The 20,068-nt window shown below is 64.4% G+C and carries 16 protein-coding genes and 1 pseudogene; 14 read left to right on the top strand and 3 right to left on the bottom strand.

Annotated elements, in window-relative coordinates; genetic code table 11:
• Positions 1-182: 182 nt before the first annotated feature.
• A pseudogene (gene tauA, locus ACFSOZ_RS04860) lies at positions 183-1,192 on the bottom strand (taurine ABC transporter substrate-binding protein).
• Positions 1,193-1,900: 708 nt separating this feature from the next.
• On the opposite strand from tauA, the gene ACFSOZ_RS04855 reads away from it, so the two are divergent.
• The 9 genes from ACFSOZ_RS04855 (at position 1,901) to ACFSOZ_RS04815 (ending at position 12,804) form a co-directional block, all read left to right on the top strand.
• Positions 1,901-2,350, top strand: coding sequence for an RrF2 family transcriptional regulator (locus ACFSOZ_RS04855; RefSeq protein WP_379094258.1), 450 nt, complete (start codon positions 1,901-1,903; stop codon positions 2,348-2,350).
• 31 nt (positions 2,351-2,381) lie between these two features.
• Entirely contained in the window at positions 2,382-3,716 is a 1,335-nt protein-coding gene (locus ACFSOZ_RS04850) for an FAD/NAD(P)-binding protein (RefSeq protein WP_379094256.1), read from the top strand.
• A gap of 289 nt (positions 3,717-4,005) precedes the next feature.
• Entirely contained in the window at positions 4,006-5,430 is a 1,425-nt protein-coding gene (locus tag ACFSOZ_RS04845) for a pyridoxal-phosphate dependent enzyme (RefSeq protein WP_379094254.1), read from the top strand.
• Positions 5,427-6,617 (top strand): trans-sulfuration enzyme family protein, encoded by a 1,191-nt coding sequence (locus ACFSOZ_RS04840; RefSeq protein WP_379094252.1) that lies wholly within the window; start codon positions 5,427-5,429, stop codon positions 6,615-6,617. Before ACFSOZ_RS04845 ends, ACFSOZ_RS04840 begins: the two co-directional genes overlap by 4 nt.
• A gap of 128 nt (positions 6,618-6,745) precedes the next feature.
• Positions 6,746-7,717 (top strand): GlxA family transcriptional regulator, encoded by a 972-nt coding sequence (locus tag ACFSOZ_RS04835; protein ID WP_379094250.1) that lies wholly within the window; start codon positions 6,746-6,748, stop codon positions 7,715-7,717.
• Positions 7,718-7,857: 140 nt separating this feature from the next.
• Positions 7,858-9,153 carry a M24 family metallopeptidase gene (locus ACFSOZ_RS04830; protein WP_379094248.1) on the top strand — a complete coding sequence of 432 codons (1,296 nt, stop codon included), beginning with the start codon at positions 7,858-7,860 and terminating at the stop codon, positions 9,151-9,153.
• Positions 9,150-9,830 carry an isochorismatase family protein gene (locus ACFSOZ_RS04825; RefSeq protein ID WP_379094246.1) on the top strand — a complete coding sequence of 227 codons (681 nt, stop codon included), beginning with the start codon at positions 9,150-9,152 and terminating at the stop codon, positions 9,828-9,830. Before ACFSOZ_RS04830 ends, ACFSOZ_RS04825 begins: the two co-directional genes overlap by 4 nt.
• An 18-nt stretch (positions 9,831-9,848) precedes the next feature.
• Positions 9,849-10,793, top strand: a complete 945-nt coding sequence (locus ACFSOZ_RS04820; RefSeq protein WP_379094244.1) for an alpha/beta hydrolase — start codon at positions 9,849-9,851, stop codon at positions 10,791-10,793.
• Positions 10,794-11,166: 373 nt separating this feature from the next.
• Positions 11,167-12,804 (top strand): ABC transporter substrate-binding protein, encoded by a 1,638-nt coding sequence (locus ACFSOZ_RS04815; protein ID WP_379094242.1) that lies wholly within the window; start codon positions 11,167-11,169, stop codon positions 12,802-12,804.
• A gap of 261 nt (positions 12,805-13,065) precedes the next feature.
• Here ACFSOZ_RS04815 and ACFSOZ_RS04810 read toward each other — a convergent pair whose 3' ends face one another.
• A complete protein-coding gene (locus ACFSOZ_RS04810) occupies positions 13,066-13,578 on the bottom strand; it encodes a hypothetical protein (RefSeq protein ID WP_379094240.1) in 513 nt (170 codons plus the stop codon).
• Between the two features lie 558 nt (positions 13,579-14,136).
• The gene (gene lepA, locus ACFSOZ_RS04805; RefSeq protein ID WP_379094238.1) at positions 14,137-15,942 is read right to left on the bottom strand and encodes a translation elongation factor 4; all 1,806 of its coding nucleotides are present in this window, start codon (positions 15,940-15,942) and stop codon (positions 14,137-14,139) included.
• Positions 15,943-16,125: 183 nt separating this feature from the next.
• On the opposite strand from lepA, the gene ACFSOZ_RS04800 reads away from it, so the two are divergent.
• The 5 genes from ACFSOZ_RS04800 to msrA all read left to right on the top strand — a co-directional run bounded on the left by ACFSOZ_RS04800 (position 16,126) and on the right by msrA (position 20,039).
• Positions 16,126-17,199 (top strand): TadE/TadG family type IV pilus assembly protein, encoded by a 1,074-nt coding sequence (locus tag ACFSOZ_RS04800; protein ID WP_379094236.1) that lies wholly within the window; start codon positions 16,126-16,128, stop codon positions 17,197-17,199.
• Positions 17,200-17,340: 141 nt separating this feature from the next.
• Positions 17,341-17,712: an endonuclease domain-containing protein gene (locus tag ACFSOZ_RS04795; protein WP_379094234.1), complete on the top strand. Its 372-nt coding sequence runs from the start codon at positions 17,341-17,343 to the stop codon at positions 17,710-17,712.
• Positions 17,713-17,975: 263 nt separating this feature from the next.
• Positions 17,976-18,674 (top strand): DUF1223 domain-containing protein, encoded by a 699-nt coding sequence (locus ACFSOZ_RS04790; RefSeq protein WP_379094232.1) that lies wholly within the window; start codon positions 17,976-17,978, stop codon positions 18,672-18,674.
• A gap of 136 nt (positions 18,675-18,810) precedes the next feature.
• Positions 18,811-19,167, top strand: a complete 357-nt coding sequence (locus ACFSOZ_RS04785) for a hypothetical protein (protein WP_379094230.1) — start codon at positions 18,811-18,813, stop codon at positions 19,165-19,167.
• A 137-nt stretch (positions 19,168-19,304) separates the two neighbouring features.
• Positions 19,305-20,039, top strand: a complete 735-nt coding sequence (msrA, locus tag ACFSOZ_RS04780; RefSeq protein WP_379094228.1) for a peptide-methionine (S)-S-oxide reductase MsrA — start codon at positions 19,305-19,307, stop codon at positions 20,037-20,039.
• Positions 20,040-20,068 lie beyond the last annotated feature (29 nt).

Genomic DNA, 20,068 nt, shown 5'->3' with positions numbered 1-20,068 from the left:
GAGCCTCGCAGGAGGTTCTAGAGCATGATCCCGAAAAGTGGCGTCCGGCTTTCGCCAGAGATCATGCTCAAATGAATGGATAATCCGTCTGCCCCGGAACCGCTCCTCGTCAGCGGTTCCGGGGCAGGCAGCACGCGGCGTCAGGGAAGGAGATCCGCGCGCGTTCCGTTTCAGTCAGGGGCTCAGTTCGAGGCCAGCGCCTCGGCGACGTATTTCGAGGAGACGTATTTCGAATAGTCAGGCAGCACCGCGTCGATCTTGCCTTGCCCCTTGAGGAAGGCGGAGGTTGCCTCGACCGCCTTGACCGTGCCGCCGCCGAGGAACTTGTTTGAGGCCTGCTCTTCGAGTGTGGGGAAGACATAGCCCTTCAGCAGCTGCGGCACCTCTTCCAGCTTGGCGCCGGTGAGCTTGGCGATCTTGGCCGCCTGTGGCGACGTCACCGACCACGCATCCGGCTTGGCCAGGAATTCGGCATAGGACGCGCCCGTCACCTTGACAAAGTCGCGCACCGCTTCCGGGTTCTTTTCGGCAAAGTCGGTGCGCACGATCCAGGCATCGAAGGTCGGTGCGCCCCAGGCGGCGACCTGCGAAGAATCCAGCACGACCTTGCCCGTCGTCTTGATCTGGCCGAGCGCCGGATCCCAGACATAGGCGGCGTCGATGTCACCGCGCGCGAAAGCCGCGGCGATTTCCGGTGGCCTGAGATTGAGGAGACCGACTTCGGATCGACGCCCTCATGCTTCAGCGCGGCAAGCAGGCTGTAATGCGTCGTCGAGACGAAAGGCACGGCCACCTTCTTGCCGGCGAAGTCAGCGATTTTCTCGATGCCGGCGCCGTTGCGGGCGACCAGCGCCTCGGATTCACCGATCAGGCCGACGATGAAGATGGTCTGGATCGGCAGCTCGCGGCTGGCCGCCGCCGCCAGCGGGCTCGAGCCGACATAGCCGATGTCGACCGAGCCGGAAGCGACCGCGGCGATGACATCGGCGCCGGAATCGAATTTGCGCCAGTCTATTGCTGCCTTGGTCGCCTTTTCATAGGTGCCGTCGGCCTGCGGCACTTTCGAGGGCTCGACCACCGTCTGGTAGCCGATGGTGATCTTGAGGTCGTCGGCCATGGCCGGGCCGAGGAAGGCGGCACCCGCGAGTGCCGCCGATGAGAGGAGAATGATGCGTCGCGAAATGGTGGACATGAAGGGCTCCTGAAAAAGAGAAAACCGGAATGCCCCATGATAGTCAGCTAATTCTATCGCTCTTGTAGAGTTAAATCCTTCTAGCCGAAGCGGTCTTGTTAGAAAAAAGCCACCGGTGGCGGGCTGCTGGAGGGGATAGGGCGGCTGCGGCCGACTTGTTAGGACGACTAGCCCGCCGGGAATGGGGCGCTTTGCGAACCTCGCGACTGCGTCATCATCCCTGGGTCTCCGCGACGTCGCTTCGCTCCTCCTCCGGCCTGGGATGACGAAAGTCAGGAGGGCCGGCCCTATCGACAACCGTCCGCGCTACCCACCGCGAACGAGAATTCCCATCCCGCCCAATTTCAGGCAAATCCATGCCTCAAACAGCGGCGGATTTAAAATCCCGTTTCGCGTGTTCGGGGGTAAGTATAGTAACCTTATCGACATTGGGAACTGGAGGCGACGATGAGCGGCCACCGTAACGCGATCATCGCGGGCAACGCGCTTCGGGCGCCAAAGTCGTGCGCTTTTGTGTCCTCACGGGCACAAAGTCCCGACAAAATGGCCATAGCGGCTTGAAAACGAAGCAAAATCAACAACTCTCGGCTTGTACATCATGTCACTAGAATTTATGTGTCATGTGGGCTTGGACGCGGCGGAGACGCACGCCAGGCGTTTCGCAACCGATGGTTTCGCGCCGTCGCATGACAGAGAAATTTTGATTTCATGCTCACGAAAAAGGGCAAGTACGGCCTCAAGGCGCTCGTACACCTCGCGCAACTGCCGGTCGGACAGCTCGCTTTCGTCAACGACATCGCCACCGGCAACAACATCCCGAAGAAATTCCTCGACGCCATCCTCGGCGAGTTGCGCAATGCCGGCTTCGTCCAGAGCCGCAAGGGCAAGGATGGCGGCTATCGCCTGGCGCGGCCTGCCGATGAGATCAAGGTTGGCCATGTCGTGCGCGTGCTCGACGGGCCGCTGGCGCCAATTCCCTGCGCCAGCCGCACCCAGTACCAGCGCTGTGAAGATTGCAACGAGGCGACATGCCAAGTCCGACATTTGATGCTCGAGGTCCGGCAGGCGATCGCCGAGGTGCTCGATCAGCGCAGCCTCGCCGAAATGCGCGACATGGCTGGCGACGAGCTGTCGACGGGGTTGAAAATCCAGGCCTGACACCGGCGCTTCGGCCAAGGCAGTCCTGCGCATGACCGGGCGCGCCAACTCGATCATCATTGTCGGCGGCGGCGGCAGCGGCGTCGTGATGGCCGCGCATCTCCTGAAATCCCCCAATCCCGATCTGCGTGTCACGCTGATCGAAAAGCGCCCGCATTTCGGCCAGGGCATCGCCTATTCGACCCTGCTGTCGGCGCATGTGCTGAATGTCAGTGCCGCCGGCATGAGCGCCTATGCCGACGATCCCGGCAATTTCTGGCGCTGGCTGCTGGAGCGCGGCCTGGCGACCCCCGACCAGGCGCCTGTCTACGCGCCGCGCAGCCTCTATGCCCGCTACCTCAAGGAACTGCTTGACGATCTGGAAACGCGCGAGCGCGAATCCGGGCGGCTGCGCCTGATCCGTGAGGAAAGCCTCTCGATCACGCCCACCCCGTCCGGCGTTGAGGTCGCGCTCGCCAACGGCACCAGCGTCGTCGCCCATCTCGGCGTGCTGGCCACCGGCCATGACGAGGAGCCGGCCCAGGGACATGCAATCAGGATGGGCTCGGAAGCCGACACGGCACTGCCCTCGGACAGTCGCGTCATGGTGCTCGGCACCGGTCTCAGCATGGTCGACGCCTTCCTCGCGCTGGAGCAGCGCGGCCATCGCGGCGAAATCATCGCGGTGTCGCGTCGCGGCCTGCTGCCCTCGCCGCATCGCAAGGGCAATCCGATCAAGCTCGACGTCGCCGACATTCCATTGGGCACCCAGCTGTCCTATTTCGTCGGCTGGTTCCGCGACCTGATCAAGGAGAACCAGAAGGTCGGCATCGACTGGCGCGACGTCGTCGACGGCTTGCGGCCGTTCAACCAGAAGATCTGGCAGAACTGGCCGGCTTCCGCAAAGCGCCGCTTCGTCGAACACACCAAGGCCTGGTGGGACATCCACCGCCATCGCATGGCGCCCGAGGTCTATGCCCGCGTCACCGAGGCGGTGCAATCCGGCCGCATCCGACTTGTCGCCGGGCGCGTCGTCGACATCGCGCGCAATGGCGAGTTCACGGTCCAGGTCCAGTCGCGCCACACGCAGCGCCTCGAGACATTCGAGGTCGCCCGCATCTATGATTGCTCGGGCATCGTCAGGGACATTTCGACCTCGTCGAACAGCGTGGTGCGCTCGCTGGTCGATCGCGGCCTGGCGCGGCCGGATCCCCTGCGCATCGGCCTCGACGTGTCGGCCAATTGCGGGATCATCGCCAGCGACGGCGGCGTGTCCGCCAAGATCCTGGCGGTCGGCCCGCTGACGCGCGGCACCTTCTTCGAGATCGACGCCATCCCCGATATTCGCGTTCAATGCGCCAGGCTGAGCAAGCAGCTGCTGGGTTAGGGTGTGTCGATATTCAGGTGATGCCGGCATGCGAATGGCTGATACCTGCGCTTCCGGTGCTCACGTACTTTAAGTACGCTCCGCTCCGGTTCTCGGAATCCACCATTCTCGGATCGGCCTGACCTGAATCTCGACGCACCCTCGGAGCCCTTGAGGCGAAGCTGGAATTTCATTCCCCATCTGGCCGGTTGATTGGTACGATCTATCTTCTTTCCGACTGTAAAGGACTGGAAAAGAGGATACGCTGCCGCTCTGCCCCGAGGCGGTCGCTTGATCATGGAGCATCGATATGAGCGAGCACAAGATCGCCGCGTCGGAAAGCACAGTGTCCCGCCTGCGTCCGCCCTATGCGTCGGTTCTCGACCTGATCGGCCAGACGCCGGTGGTCGAACTGACCAAGTTCGACACCGGCAAATGCCGGCTGTTCATCAAGCTCGAAAGCCAGAACCCCGGTGGCTCGATCAAGGACCGCATCGCGCTGTCGATGATCGCGGCGGCTGAAAAACAGGGCAAGCTCAGGCGGGGCGGCACCATCGTCGAGGCGACCGCCGGCAACACCGGTCTCGGTCTCGCGCAGGTCGGCATCCCCAAGGGCTATCGCATCGTGCTGGTCGTGCCCGACAAGATGTCGCGCGAAAAGATCCAGCATCTGCGTGCGCTCGGTGCCGAGGTGCGCATGACCCGCTCCGATGTCGGCAAGGGTCATCCAGAATATTACCAGGACATGGCCGAGAAGATCGCCGCTGAGGTGCCTGGCGCCTTCTATGCCAACCAGTTCGCCAACCCGGCCAATCCGCTGGCGCATGAGACGACGACCGGGCCGGAGATCTTCACCCAGCTCGAGGGCGATGTCGACGCGGTGGTCGTCGGCGTCGGCTCCGGCGGCACGCTGACCGGGCTTGGCCGTTACTTCGCCAAGGTCTCGCCGAAGACCGAGATGGTGTTGGCCGATCCGGTCGGCTCGGTGCTGGCGCCGCTGATCAAGACCGGCAAGATGGAAGAGGCCGGCAGCTGGACCGTCGAAGGCATCGGCGAGGATTTCGTGCCGCCCAATGCCGATCTGTCGCTGGTGAAAAAGGCCTATGCCATTCCCGACAAGCAGAGCATGCTGGCGGTGCGCGACCTCCTTTCGAAGGAAGGCATCTTGGCCGGCTCTTCGTCGGGCACGCTGCTGTCGGCCGCCTTGCGCTATTGCCGCGAACAGACGGTGCCCAAGCGCGTCGTCACCTTCGTCTGCGACAGCGGCAACAAATATCTGTCGAAAGTGTTCGACGATTTCTGGCTGGCCGAGCAAGGCCTGGCCGAGCAGGAGCAGCATGGCGATTTGCGCGACCTGGTGATGCGCTCGCACCGCACCGGCGATACCGTCGCTGTCGGCCCGGACGAAAGCCTGCTCAACGCCTATGGCCGCATGCGCCGCTCCGATGTCTCGCAGCTGCCGGTGCTCGACAATGGCAAGCTCGTCGGCATCGTCGACGAAAGCGACATCCTGGCCAAGGTCGATGGCCCGCATGACGGCCGCTGGGAGCGCTTCAATGGCCCGGTGCGCACGGCGATGACCTCCAACCTGCACACGCTGCAGGCCAGCCAGACGCTGGACGCTCTGCTGCCGGTGTTCGACCGCAACGAGGTCGCGATCATCTTCGACGGCGACGAGTTCGTCGGCCTGATAACCCGCATCGACCTGATCAACCATCTGAGGCGCGCACGATGACCAGCAACACCCCGCCAGCCGGCCCATCGGGCAAGAACCGCCTGGCCTTTTCGACGCGCACCATCCATGGCGGCCAGAGTCACGACCCGCTGACTGGCGCGGTGATGGTGCCGATCTACGCCACCTCGACCTATGGCCAGCAGTCGCCCGGCGTGCACAAGGGTTTCGAATACGCCCGCAGCCAGAACCCGACCCGCTTTGCCTTCGAACGCGCCGTGGCCGACCTCGAAAGCGGCAGCAACGCGTTCGCTTTTGCCTCCGGCCTGGCGTCGATCGCCACTGTTTTGGAACTGCTCGATTCCGGCGCCCACATCGTCGCCACCGACGACATCTATGGCGGCTCGTTCCGGCTGATGGAGCGGGTGCGCAAGCGCTCGGCCAATCTGCAGGTCAGCTTCGTCGATTTCACCGACCTGGCCGCCGTCGAGGCGGCGATCCGCCCGGAGACGAAGCTGCTCTGGGTCGAGACGCCGACCAACCCGCTGCTGCGCATCGTCGACCTCGAAGGTGTCGCCGCGCTCGCCAAACGCAAGGGGGTGCTCACGGTCGCGGACAACACTTTTTGCAGCCCTTACATTCAGCGGCCGCTGGAGCTCGGCATCGACATCGTCATCCACTCGACGACCAAATACCTCAACGGCCATTCCGACATGATCGGTGGCGTCGCCGTGGTCGGCGACAACAAGGATCTCGCCGCCCAGCTGAAATTCCTGCAGAACGCCATCGGCGCCATCTCGAGCCCGTTCGACAGCTTTCTGGCGCTGCGTGGCCTGAAGACGCTGGCACTGCGCATGGAGCGCCATTCCGCCAACGGGCTGAAGATCGCGCAGTGGCTGGAAGGCCGCAAGGACGTGCGCCGCGTCATCTATCCCGGCCTCGCCAGCCATCCACAGCATGACATCGCCAAAAGGCAGATGCATGCCTTCGGCGGCATGATATCAGCCGTGCTCGACCGCGACCTTGCCGGCACCAAACGCTTCCTCGAACGCACGCAGCTGTTCACGCTGGCCGAAAGCCTCGGCGGAGTGGAGAGCCTGATCGAGCACCCGGCGCTGATGACGCATGGCTCGATCCCGGTGGAGAAGCGGGCCGAGATCGGCATTTCGGATTCGCTGGTGCGGCTGTCGGCCGGCATCGAGGATGGCGATGATCTGATCGCGGATCTGGACCAGGCGCTGGGGGGTTAGAAAGTACTCGCGATTTAATGGCCAAGGGGCAGCGTCAACCTCTCAGGTAACATGGGCCTATCCCCCGGTTGACCCCGAACCCCATCTGCCCGAATTGTAGCGCCCCGATCCTCCCGGCTCCGGACGCCATGGCCACGCGCGACCTACCCAAACCCACGGAAACACCCCTCACCTTCGCCGTGCTGGTGTTCCCCGGCTTTCCGATGATGGCGTTCAGTTCCGTTATCGAGCCGCTGCGCGCCGCCAATGTGCTGGCCAAGCGGCAGTGCTATCGCTGGATCATCGTCGGCGGCACAAGGGGGCCGGTCGAGGCCTCGAACGGCGTCGTCATCCAGCCGGGCTTTTACGCCGAGGACGCGCCCAAGGTCGACCGCATCGTCGTCTGCTCGGGCGGTGACGCCGATCACCTCGTCGCCGAGGACGCCGCCAGCTGGATCCGCAAAAGCCTGCGCAATGGCGCCCATATCGGCGCGGTGGCGGATGCGGCGTTCTTCCTGGCACGCGCCGGCCTGCTCGACGGCCATGCCTGTACCTTGCACTGGACCAGCCAGGCCGCCTTCACCGAGGCGTTTCCCAACATCGAGCTCAGGCGCGACCTCTATGTCATCGACCGCAAGCGCTTCACTTCGGCCGGCGGCGTCGGCAGCCTCGACATGATGCTCGAGATCATCACCCGCGACTATGGCGCCGAGCTCGCCGCCGGCGTCGCCGAATGGTTCGTGCACAGCCAGTTGCGCTCCAGCATCGACCGCAAGATGATGCCGCTGCGCCTGCGCACCGGCGTCCAGAACGAACTGGTGCTGTCGGCCATCGCCATCATGGAGGATGCGGTCGAGGAGCGGCTCGGCATGGCCGAGCTCACCGCCAGGCTCGGCGTGTCGTCCGACAAGCTCGAACGGAGTTTTCGTTCCGAACTCGCCATCTCGCCCAATGGCTACTACCGCCGCCTCAGGCTGAAGCGCGCCGCCGACCTGCTGGCGCACTCGACGCTCGCGGTGCGCGACGTGGCGCTGGCCTGCGGCTTCGCCTCGATGTCGAGCTTCGCTCGGGCTTTTCGCGAGGAACATGGCCATCCGCCGAAGCTGGCGAGAAGACATTAGGGGCTGATGCTGGCGCGAAGGATCTCGACGCTACTCACCTGCCAGCGGCATCCCGCATAACCCACGCGGTTTTCCGCACAATCCCTCCGCCCCTTCTGCGCCATGCTCAGACCTCGCAACCCACGCAAGGCCGTACCCCCATGAGCATCGTCGTATTCGACCCCGACAGCACGCAGGACGTCGACTTCAAGGATCGCATGCGCCACCCCGCAGCGGCCGATCCGGCCGGCGGCATGTGGCTGTCCGACACCGAGCCGTCCTTCATCGATGCGGATGCTTTGCGTAAAGGCCGGCTGGCAAAACTGCGCGGCTGGATGCGCGAGGCCGGCTATGGCGGCGTGGTTCTGTTCGACCCCTACAACCAGCGCTACGCCACCGGTTCGCGCAACATGTTCGGCTACTTCCTGCGCAACTCGACCCGCTATTTCTTCGTGCCCACCGTCGGGCCGATCGTGCTGTTCGAATACCCGCAGAGCTACCATGTCTCGATGGTGCTCGACACGATCGACGAGGCGCGGCCGTCCAAGCTGGTCTGGTCGTCGGTCTCCGGCCGCGACGACGAGACCGCCGGCCCCTTCGCCGACGAGATCGCCGAGCTGCTGAAGCAGCATGGCGGCGGGTCGATGAAGCTCGGCCTCGACCGCTGCAGCCATCTGCAGGCGCTGGCGCTGGAAAAGCGCGGCTGCGAGGTCCGGGACTGCCAGGGCGAAATCCTCGCCGTGCGCGCGGTGAAGACGCCCGAGGAGGTCAAATGCCTGCAGGTGTCGATGGCCGGCGCCGAGGCCGCGGTCTATGCGGTGCGCGAGGCGATCAAGCCCGGCGTCTCCGAAAACGACCTGTTCGCCATCATGTATGGAGAGGTCATCCGCCAGGGCGGCGAGTTCATCGAGACGCGGCTGTTGACCTCCGGCCAGCGCACCAACCCGTGGTTCAACGAGGCCAGCGGCCGCAAGATTCGGCCCGGCGAACTGCTGGCGCTCGATACCGACACCATCGGCTGCTACGGCTATTATTCCGATTTCTCCCGCACCTTCCGCTGCGGACCGGGCAAGCCGACCCCCTACCAGAAGTCGCTCTACCGCATGGCGCACGACCAGGTTCAGCACAACATCGGGGTCGTCAAACCCGGCATGGCCTTTCGCGAGATCGCCGAGAAGGCCTGGAAAATCCCCGACCGCTTCGTCGACCAGCGCTACACCTCGGTCATGCACGGCGTCGGCATGCATGGCGAAACGCCGTTCATCGCCCATGCCATGGACTACGAGACCTATGGCCGCGACGGCCATATCGTGCCAGGCATGGTGGTCAGCGTCGAAAGCTATATCGGCGAGAAGGGCGGCCGCGAGGGCGTCAAGCTGGAGGACGAGATCCTGATCACCGACACCGGCACCGAACTCCTGTCGCGCTTTCCTTATGAGGATGAGTTCCTCGCGTGAAGGCTCCCATCTCCCTCAAACGCGGCACGGTGGCCGCGGTCTTCATCGACCTGCAGGAAGAGCACCGGCAGGACCAGCGCTATCTGGTCGAGGGCTTTGCCGGCATCCTCGCCAACGTCCAGCGCCTGCAGGCGGCGGCGCGGCAGAACCATGTGCCGCTCTACCACTGGGCTTACATCGTCGATCTGGACAAGCAGGACCGACCGTTTCATCCGCTCGGTGCCGACGGCAAGTCGGCCTTTTCCGACAAGAGCGACCCGCTGACCGAAATCTGCCACGAGGTCGCGCCCGTCAATGGCGAGCCCCTGCTGATCAAGGCCGAGGCCAGCGCCTTCCGATCCGGGCCGGCGGCCCGCGACCTCAAGTCGGCCGGCTTCGAATGGCTGGTCGTTGCCGGCGTGTGGACCGAGGCCTGCATCGACGCCACCGTCAAGGATGCGGTGGCGAAAGGCTTTCGCGTGCTGCTGGTCAAGGATGCCTGCGGCAGCGGCAGTGCCGCCATGCACCAGACCGGCATCCTCAACCTCGCCAACCGGCTCTATGGCGGCGCCGTCACCGACACCGATGGCGCCTGCCGGCTGCTGGCTGGTGAAAGCGTCACCGTCTGGCAGGTCGAAGGCTCGGTGCCGCTGCGCTTCAGCTTTGCAAACGCGGCGGAGCTCTACGCGGATCTATGACAGGTTGGGCAAACTAAAATGACCAGCCGTGGCAAATACGAAACCCGGCTCGATCCAGCTCTTTGGGCGTACATCGATGCCGTCAACGCCTGGTATCCGCCCGAGATCATCGGCCTGCCGATCGACAAGCAGCGCGCGGTCTACGACAGGATGTGCCGGGCCTTCCACCGGGGCCGCCCACCCGGGGTCAAGACCAGCGACGGCCTGATTGCCGCCGCCGGCCGCGACATCCCGGTCCGCCATTACCAGCTTGCCGGCAAGGCCGCGCGGGCGACGGTGCTCTACTACCACGGCGGCGGTTTCATCCTGGGCGGGCTCGAAAGCCATGACGACATCTGCGCCGAAATCTGCGCCGGCACCGGCTTCGACGTGCTGTCGGTCGACTACCGCCTGGCACCGGAGCATGTGCACCCCGCCGCCTTCGACGATGCCGTCACCGCCTTCGAATGGGCGGCGGCGGCCACCAGCCTGCCGCTCGTGCTGTGCGGCGAAAGCGCCGGCGGCAATCTCGCAGCAGGGGTGGCGCAGGCGACGCGACGCGGCGCCGTGATCGGCCAGGTGCTGATCTATCCCGAGCTCGGCGGCGACGAGAGCGCCGGCTCCTATGTCGAGCACGCCGACGCGCCGCTGCTATCGCTGCACGACATCGCCTTCTACCGAGACGTCCGCTCGGCCAAGCGCCAATCGCCAGACGATCCGACCTTCTCGCCGCTGCGCGACACCGATTTCTCCGGCCTGCCGCCAACGGTGATAGTCACCGCCGAATGCGATCCGCTGTCGTCGGACGGCGAGACCTATCGCGACCGCATTTTGGCCGCCGGCGGCAAGGCATTCTGGCACGAGGAGCCCCGCCTCGTGCACAGCTTCCTGCGCGGCCGCGCGACGGTGCCGGCGGCGGCAGAAGCATTTGAGCGGATCATCGCGGCGGTTGCTGCGCTGGGTAAGGGCGAGTGGCCGTATTGAGCGGCTGAGGAGAGGCGCCAGCGGCCGGCGCCAATCTCCCCCCTCGTCGGGGAGATGCCCGGCAGGGCAGAGGGGGGGCGCGAAGGATCGCCAGCCTTCGATCCTCTGATCATCCGAAATTCTTTGAGGGCTCAGTTGACCTTGGCTGAGAGGTCGGGCGGGACAGCGCCCCCTCTGTCCTACCGGACATCTCCCCCACAAGGGGGAGATCGGCCGTCACCCCCCTTGCGGAGCACCGCACAATCACTGCGGAAATCCGAACACTCCCCAGCGTCACCCCGCTTTATCATCCCTCCAGGCAATGGCGTCCCGGCGGTCGCGTCCGCCCCCGCGTCTGTCGATCGGCCGGGGCGCCCAACAAGAGGGAACGACGATGAAATTCATGCTGACCGACCGCAAATTGCACCTGCAGGCCAAACCCGTCGCCGACGATTTCAGGACGGGCGGCATCAACCGCCGTGAATATCTCGCGCTGATGGCCGGCCTCGGCGTGAGCGCCGCCGGCGCGCTGGCGCTGGGCGGCCTTGCCGCCACGCCTGCCCGCGCGGCCGAGCCCAAGCGCGGCGGCACCTTGCGCGTTGCCATGAACGTCAAGGGTTTCAAGGACCCGCGCACCTTCGACGGCGTCGAGATGTCCAACGTCGCCCGCCACTGCAACGAATATCTAGTGCGCTGGAACACCGACTTCTCCTTCGAGCCCTGGCTGCTCGAAAGCTGGGAGGCCAGCGACGACGCCAGGACCCTGACGCTGCATGTGCGCAAGGGCATCACCTGGTCGAATGGCGATGCCTTCAACGCCGACGATGTCATCCACAACCTCACCCGCTGGTGCGACGCCTCGGTGCCGGGCAATTCGGTGGCCGCGCGCATGGGCGCGCTGGTCAATGCCGACACCAAGAAGCTGGTCGACGGCGGCATCCAGAAGGTCGATGACTTCACGATAAAACTCAATTTGCCCAAACCCGACATCTCGCTGATCGCCGGCATGGCCGACTATCCGGCGCTGATCATGCACCGCTCCTATGAGGGCGACGGCGACCCCAAGAAGGCGCTTTCCATCACCACCGGCCCCTGCGAGCTGGTCAGCTGGGATGCCGAGACCGGCGCCGAGGTGAAACGCAAAGACAAATGGTGGAAGGGCGAGTTCTGGCTCGACGGCATCAAATGGGTCGATTACGGCTCCGACCCCAATGCCATGCTGTCGGCCTTCGAATCCGGCGAGATCGACACCGACCACGAAACCGCCTCCGATGCCGTCTCGCAGACCGATCAGATGGGGCTGAAAAATTCCGAGATCGCCACCGGCTCCACCATCGTCGCCCGCTTCAATGTCGGCAACGCGCCCTATGATGACGTCAAGGTGCGCCGCGCCGCCCAGCTCGCGGTCGACAATTCGGCGGTGCTGACGCTCGGTCTCGGCGGCCGCGGCAAGCCCGCCGACAACCATCACGTCGGCCCCATGCACCCCGAATATGCCGATATCGGCCCGGCCAAGCGTGACGTGGAGGGGTCGAAGAAACTGCTCGCCGAGGCCGGCAAGGCCGACCATGAGTTCGACCTCATCTCCGTCGATGTCGAATGGCAAAAGAGCACCGGCGACGCCATCGCCGCGCAGATGCGAGAGGCCGGCCTGAAGATCAAGCGCACCGTGCTGCCCGCCGCCACCTTCTGGAACGACTGGAGCAAATACCCCTTCTCCTGCACCGAATGGCTCGGCCGTCCGCTCGGCGTCCAGGTGCTGGCTCTGGCGTACAAATCGGGTGCGGCCTGGAACGAAAGCGCCTACGCCAATCCCGAGTTCGACACCCTGCTCGACAAGGCGCTGGCGACGCCGGACGCCAAGGCGCGCAAGGAGATCATGGGAAAGATCGAGCAGAATTTGCGCGACAGCGGCATCATCATCCAACCCTACTGGCGCTCGGTCTACCGCACCTACCGCAAGGGTGTTGAGGGTTGCGAGCAGCACCAGGCGCTGGAACAGCATTTTGAGAAAGTGTGGATTGAGAGCTGATCTGTACTTAGGTCCTCATCGCTGGTGAAGGCGGAGCGCGATCTTACCTTCTCCCACAAGGGGAGAAGGTGGATTGCCGCAAAGCGGCAAGACGGATGAGGGGTGTTCCAGCTTGGCTGTACGTCAACAGTGACCTGCATTTGAGCGAGAACCACCAACGCCTCATTCCGTCCAGCACCCCTCATCCGTCTCGACGCTGCGCGCCGATCCTCCCTTCTCCCACAAGGGGAGAAGGCAAGGGGCGCAGTCCCGCCGCCCCCATCACCGCCCAGGCCTGAGCAAGGTCCAGATCCAGCCGATAAAGGTCAGCACCAGGAACGGATAGCCGGCGGCGGGCAGCGGCGCCGAGGTCGGCAGCAGAGGCGCGCCCCAGAGGACCATACCCACTGAGACGACAAACAGCGCGGCCGCCACGACAGCGGTCAGCCGCATCCACAAGGCAAAAGTTTTCGGCGCGCTGACCATGACCAGTGCTGCCGCCCAGAGCGAGATGCCCCCGACATAGGAGGGAACGCTGGCCTCGAGACCTGCCGCGTTGCCGGCCAGCAGCAGGCTCTCGCCGGCGAGGAAGGTCAGGAACCCGGCCGCGACGCAGTCATTGCCCAGCCGCTGATACTTCATCGTCAGCAGCGCGGTCGCCACCACCAGTGCCACGCCGTCGATCGTCCACAGCGTTTCGCGCAGCGCGTCGCTGCCCACGAAGGTGCCAGCCAGCCCGAAAGCGCCACCGATGGCGAGGCCCGTTGCGGCAACGATGTCCGAAGTGGAACGCATTTGAGATCCCCCAAGCCGTGCAGAGGATACTCCCAGGCGGCGTGATCTAAAAGCCGTTGTCCGGAGGGCAGTCGCGAAACGGAACCGGCAGAGGTGTCGAGAGGTCGCCGCCTGCTTTGGGTGATTGCCACCCGCCCCGCACCGTCCGGGGAAATGGCCGGCGCGGATGCCGGTGAGACAATTGCCTGAGCCCCGCGCCGGCCACTGGCGAACTGATTAAGGTCCGCCGCGCGATTTTTCTACCGCTCCGGTGCTGCAGGATCAACCAACTCAGGGTTGGTGCGGACTTGTACCAACCCTTCCCTGGGACACAGCCGAGCGCTGCGCCGATGAGCGGCCCACGTGCGGGAAAGAGCTTCCCGGAGTTGCTGATTTAGACGGGGCGGACATGGCGGGTGAGGTGCCGAGAGATAGAGGCGATGGAGCTCCAACCGTAAGGGAGGTGGACCGCACTGCCGCAACACCCGGGGTGGGACCCGCTGCCTACGGCAGCTCCCACCCGGACTTGCGCTCGCATCGACCCACCGGGTCGATGCGTCCGGCCGAAGGCCGGACCGCTCAGTCCCCCATCTTCAGCGCCTGGATAAACGCCTCCTGCGGGATATCCACCTTGCCGAACTGCCGCATCCGCTTCTTGCCTTCTTTCTGCTTGTCCAGCAGCTTGCGCTTGCGCGAGACGTCGCCGCCGTAGCACTTGGCGGTGACGTCCTTGCGCAGCGCCGAGATGGTTTCGCGGGCGATGACCTTGCCGCCGATCGCGGCCTGGATCGGGATCTTGAACAGATGGTTCGGGATCAGCTCCTTCAGCTTCTCGCACATCTGCCGGCCGCGCTTTTCCGCCGCCGTGCGGTGGACCAGCATCGACAGCGCGTCGACCGGCTCCTCATTGACCAGGATCGACATCTTCACCAGGTCGCCTTCCTTGTAGTCGGTGAGGTGGTAGTCGAAGGAGGCATAGCCCTTGGAGATCGACTTCAGCCGGTCGTAGAAATCGAACACGACCTCGTTGAGCGGCAGGTCGTAGATCAGCATCGCGCGCTTGCCGACATAGGACAGGTCGGCCTGGATGCCGCGCCGGTCCTGGCAGAGTTTCAGGATGCCGCCGAGATAGTCGTCGGGCGTCAAAATGGTGGCGCGGATCCACGGCTCCTCGATGGCCGAAATCTTGACCACGTCGGGCATGTCGGCCGGGTTGTGCAGCTCTTTCATCGACCCGTCGGTGAGCAGCAGCCGGTAAACGACCGACGGCGCGGTGGCGATCAGGTCGAGGTTGAACTCGCGCTCCAGCCGCTCCTGGATGATTTCGAGATGCAGCAGGCCAAGGAAGCCGCAGCGATAGCCGAAGCCGAGCGCCGCACTGGTTTCCATTTCATAAGAGAAGCTGGCGTCGTTGAGGCGCAGTTTGCCGACCGCGGCGCGCAGATCCTCGAAATCGGCGGCGTCGACCGGGAACAGGCCGCAGAACACCACCGGCTGCGCCGGCTTGAAGCCAGGCAGCGCCTTGGCCGTCTGGCGCTTGTCCTCGGTGATGGTGTCGCCGACGCGGGTGTCGGCCACTTCCTTGATCGAGCCGGTGAAGAAGCCGAACTCGCCGGGGCCGAGCTCGTCGACATTGATGCGGGCCGGCGTGAACACGCCGGTGCGCTCGACCAGATGCTTGGCGCCGGTGCCCATCATGCGGATGGTCTGGCCCTTTTTCAGCACGCCGTCGATGATGCGCACCAGGACGATGACGCCGAGATAGGCGTCGTACCAGCTGTCGACCAGCATGGCCTTCAAGGGTGCCGAAGCGTCGCCCTCGCGCGGCGGCGGCAAGTGGTGGACGATCGCCTCCAGCACATCGGGAATGCCAAGCCCGGTCTTGGCCGAGATCAGCACCGCGTTGGAAGCGTCGATGCCGATCACCTCCTCGACCTGCTCGCGGATGCGCTCGGGCTCGGCGGCCGGCAGGTCGACCTTGTTCAGCACCACGACGATCTCGTGGTTGTTGTCGATCGCCTGGTAGACATTGGCCAGCGTCTGCGCCTCGACGCCCTGGCTGGCGTCGACCACCAGCAGCGAGCCTTCGCAGGCGGCGAGCGAGCGCGACACTTCATAGGCGAAGTCGACATGGCCGGGCGTGTCGATCAGGTTGAGGATATAGTCCTCGCCGTTGTTGGCGTGGTATTTCAGCCGCACGGTCTGCGCCTTGATGGTGATGCCGCGCTCGCGCTCGATGTCCATCGAGTCCAGCACCTGCTCCTTCATGTCGCGCAGCTCCAGCCCGCCGGTCAGCTGGATCAGCCGGTCGGCAAGCGTGGATTTGCCATGGTCGATATGGGCGACGATGGAGAAATTTCGGATGTGGTCGAGGGGCGTGCTCATGTCGCGCGCTTTAGCAGGGGCAGCTTGCCCGGGCAAGCGGCGCAGCCCGCTGCCAGCGCGGGCATTTGTCGGCTTTTCCCTGGGATCTGTCAGAAAGTCGATAAATTTTAACCAAGTCCGTTAGAGCATAATTTGTGAGTGGCATGTTAGCGACGGGAGATATTCGTTTGTAAGGATCACGGCATGCGGGGGTTAGCAGGCAGGTTTATCAGGTCGAGGAGCGGCTCGTTCGCGCCGATACTCGTCCTCAGCATGATGCCGATACTTGCCGCCATCGGCTTTTCGGTCGACTACACCTCGGCGGTACAGACCCGGTCGAACATGCAGGCAGCGCTCGATGCCGCGATCCTGTCGATCACCACGATGGCGACGAATTCGACGCTGGCGCAGCGCCAGGTGGCGCTGCAGACTTCCTACGACGCCAACGGTGGACAGGGCACCACGACGCTGAAGAACTTCGTGGTTGACGCCGGCGGCACCGCCACCGCGCAGGCCACGGCAAGCTTCTCCATGCCGACCGTCTTCATGCAGATCGCCAGGATCACCGCTGTGCCGGTCGCCGTCGGGTCGGCGGTGAGCAAGACGCCGGCGCTGGTGCAGAGCACCTTCAAGGTCGAGAAGGTGTCGGGCTGGTGGAACAAGACGATGACGCTGTACGGCACGCAATTCGGTGCGACCGTTGCCAAGCCGCTGATGACGATCACCTACACCTATAACGGCGCCGGCGATCCGAAAGGCTATGGCACGACCACCGTATCCACGATCACCAACAATGGCGGCGCCGACATCAGCACCGTCGTCCAGTCGCAGGTTTGCTCGACGGGCACGGTGAACAACTTCAACAATGTGCCCACCGGCGGGATCACCCAGACCAGCGGTAACAAGAAGTACCTGACCACCTGCGCCAACACCATGTATCCGGCCAACAGCGCCGGCGCGGCGATCGACGTCAGCCAGATGGGCGGCCTCTACCTGCAGATGAACGTGCCGTCGGGCAACCCGCAAAACCTCAAGTCGAACGATCCGACCACCTCCAACCGGCTCTATATCGACGGCACCGAGGTGGCGACCGGCCAGATCGTCGACATCTTCACCGCCGTGCCCTGCGGCCAGCCCAGCAGCCAGGCCTGGGAAGACGGCGGCTCCACGGTGCCGACGAGTGCCGCGGTCGGCACGACCCAGGCCGACTTCTTCTACAACGTCACCGGCAAGTGCGACTTCAACAAGCGGCCCTCCGACACGCTGCTGACGCAGTAAGGGTGACGCTCTTGCCATCTCCCCCCTTGTGGGGGCCAAAGGGGCGAGACCCGTGACTCGCCCAGGGCGGTGGATCGGCGCGCAGCGCAGAGACGGATGAGGGGTGCTGGACGGAACGCAAAGGCCGGTTGATCTGGCACTATGCCGCATCAACCTGTCCCTCCGGCCAAACGCAGCTTTGCCCGTTCGCTGCGACGCGAAATGACCGAGGCGGAAGACAGGCTGCGGCATGAACTGCGTGACCGCAGGCTCGACCGGATAAAATTTCGTCGCCAGGTTCCATTCGGAAAATGCATTGCCGATTTCGTTTGCCTTGAAGCTGGCCTGATCATCGAGGTCGATGGTAGCCAGCACGCGGAGTCGGATTCTGATCGGATCCGCGAGGCTGAGCTAAAGGCGCGAGGCTTTCGCATTCTGCGCTTTTGGAACGACGATGTTCTGAAAGACCTGAACGCCGTCTGCGATACGATCATCGCCTATGTACGGGATACGAATTTGCAGCCTTGGCGGTAGGGCTCCGACTTCCCTTCTCCCCTTGTGGGAGAAGGTGTCGCCGAAGGCGACGGATGAGGGGTGCTCCAGCTTGGCACCGACGGCACTCCGTCCAACACCCCTCATCCGTCTCGGCGCTGCGCGCCGATCCACCTTCTCCCACAAGAGGGAGAAGGGAAAAGAACCCGATCACAAACCGGTGAGCGCTGTAACGAAGTCCGCGGCAGCGGCGAAGTGGGGATATCAGCGGCGCATCCGGGCGCCGCCACCCACGGAGCAAGCCGATGTCGGGATCCAGAAAGTTCGTCGCAGTGTCCAGCCTGGGCATGCTTGCGCTGGCAGTGTCGCTTGGCGCGGCCGCCGCCCAGCCGCTCACCGTGGTCGAGCTGTTCACCAGCCAGGGCTGCTCGTCCTGTCCGCCGGCCAATGCCAATCTGATCAAGGTCAAGGACCAGCCCGGCGTGCTGGCGCTGTCCTTCAACGTCACCTACTGGGATTATCTCGGCTGGAAGGACACGTTCGGCCGCCAGGAATTCACCCAGCGCCAGGTCACCTACGAGCCGCCGCTCGGCCATGACGGCCCGTTCACCCCGCAGGTGGTGGTCAACGGCCATGCCGATGTCGTCGGCGCCGCACCCGGTGAAATCCAGCAGCTGATCTCGAGCGCCGGCCATATCAGCGGCCCGTCGCTGTCGCTTGATGGCGGCAAGGTCAGCATCGGCACCGGTTCGGCGCCGGGCGGCCGGGCCGATGTCTGGCTGGTGCGCTACGCCAAGGGCGTGATCGATGTGCCGGTGGCGCGCGGCGAAAACACCGGCCGTACCTTGCCGCACGCCAATGTCGTGCATGCGCTGAAGAAACTCGGCAACTGGACCGGCACCGCCACGGCGCTGGATGTACCGGCGGCTTCGGACGGACTGAGCACCGCCGTGCTCGTGCAGTCGCAGGGCGGCGGACCGATCCTCGCCGCCGCCACCAACTGAATTCCCAGCGCATGATCCCAGAAAGAATCATGCGCAGGCAACGACCCGCGCAACGCCGCACGAGCGGCGCCGCTACAGCCCGGCCACTGAAAGGTGCGCCACCTTCCAACGACCAAACCCCCTCAAGGAGACCATCATGACCACTTTCTCCCGGCTAACATTGTTGGCCCGCCTGACGCTGCCGGCGCTCGCTCTCGCACTATGCTCGACGGCACTGTTTGCCGGCGGCATCGCCCGCGCCGACGACGCGACCAACGCGATGAAGCCCGCCGTCAATGCCATGAAACCGGCGACCGACGCGATGAAACCGGCCGGCGCGATGGCGCCCGACGCGATGAGCACGAACGCCATGAAGCCCGCCGCCAATGCGATGAAGCCGGCGGCGGATGCGATGAAGCCCGCCGCCAACGCCATGAAGCCAGCAGCCGATGCGATGAAGCCGGCCGCCGACGCGATGAAACCGGCGGCGGATGCCATGGCTCCGGCCAATTAGCGCTGTTTCCGGATTCGGTCCCGACCAGGTCCGGATCCGGACGCACGCGAAAGTGAGGCTTCGGCCACGACTCACCCGTCGCATGATCCACTCTTATCCAATAGACTCCACATGATGGACGTCACAGGAGCTCAGCCATGACCGACATGCAAAAACCAGCCGCCAGATCGTCGAATTTCTTCAGGAGCGCGCTCGCAGCCCTTGCCCTAGCCGCCGCGGGCGCCGCCTTCTGGCTGACGCCGGCCGTTTCCGCGGAGGACGCGGTGGTGATCCCGCCGCCGTCGATCGATGAAAAGGCGGCCAGCGGCAATGAAAAGGCAATCTTTGCCGGTGGTTGCTTCTGGGGCGTGCAAGGCGTCTTCCAGCACGTCAAGGGCGTCAGCAAGGCCGTCTCCGGCTACACCGGCGGCAGCAAGGACACCGCCGTTTACGAGACGGTCGGCTCAGGCCGCACCGGGCACGCCGAATCCGTCGAGATCACCTACGACCCATCGAAGGTCACCTATGGCCAGCTGCTGCAGGTCTATTTCTCGGTCGCCCACAACCCGACCCAGCTGAATTTCCAGGGGCCCGATAGCGGCACGCAGTACCGCTCGACAATCTTTGCCGAAAACGATGCACAGATGAAAATCGCGCAGAGCTACATCGCCCAGCTCGACCAGGCCAAGGTGTTCCCCAAGCCGATCGTCACCACGCTGGAAACCGGCAAGACCTTCTATCCGGCCGAGGATTATCATCAGGACTTCCTGACGCTGAACCCGACCTATCCCTACATCGTCTACAACGACCTGCCCAAGGTGGCGAACCTGAAGCAGCTGTTCCCGGCGCTGTACAGCGAGAAGCCGGTGCTGGTGCTGTCGGCCAGCAACTGAGCCGGCTTATCGAAGAGATGTCGGCGGGT

This window comes from Mesorhizobium newzealandense, assembly GCF_042682145.1.
Taxonomy (GTDB): Bacteria; Pseudomonadota; Alphaproteobacteria; order Rhizobiales; family Rhizobiaceae; genus Mesorhizobium; species Mesorhizobium newzealandense.
This window is presented reverse-complemented; position numbering and strand designations above follow the sequence as displayed.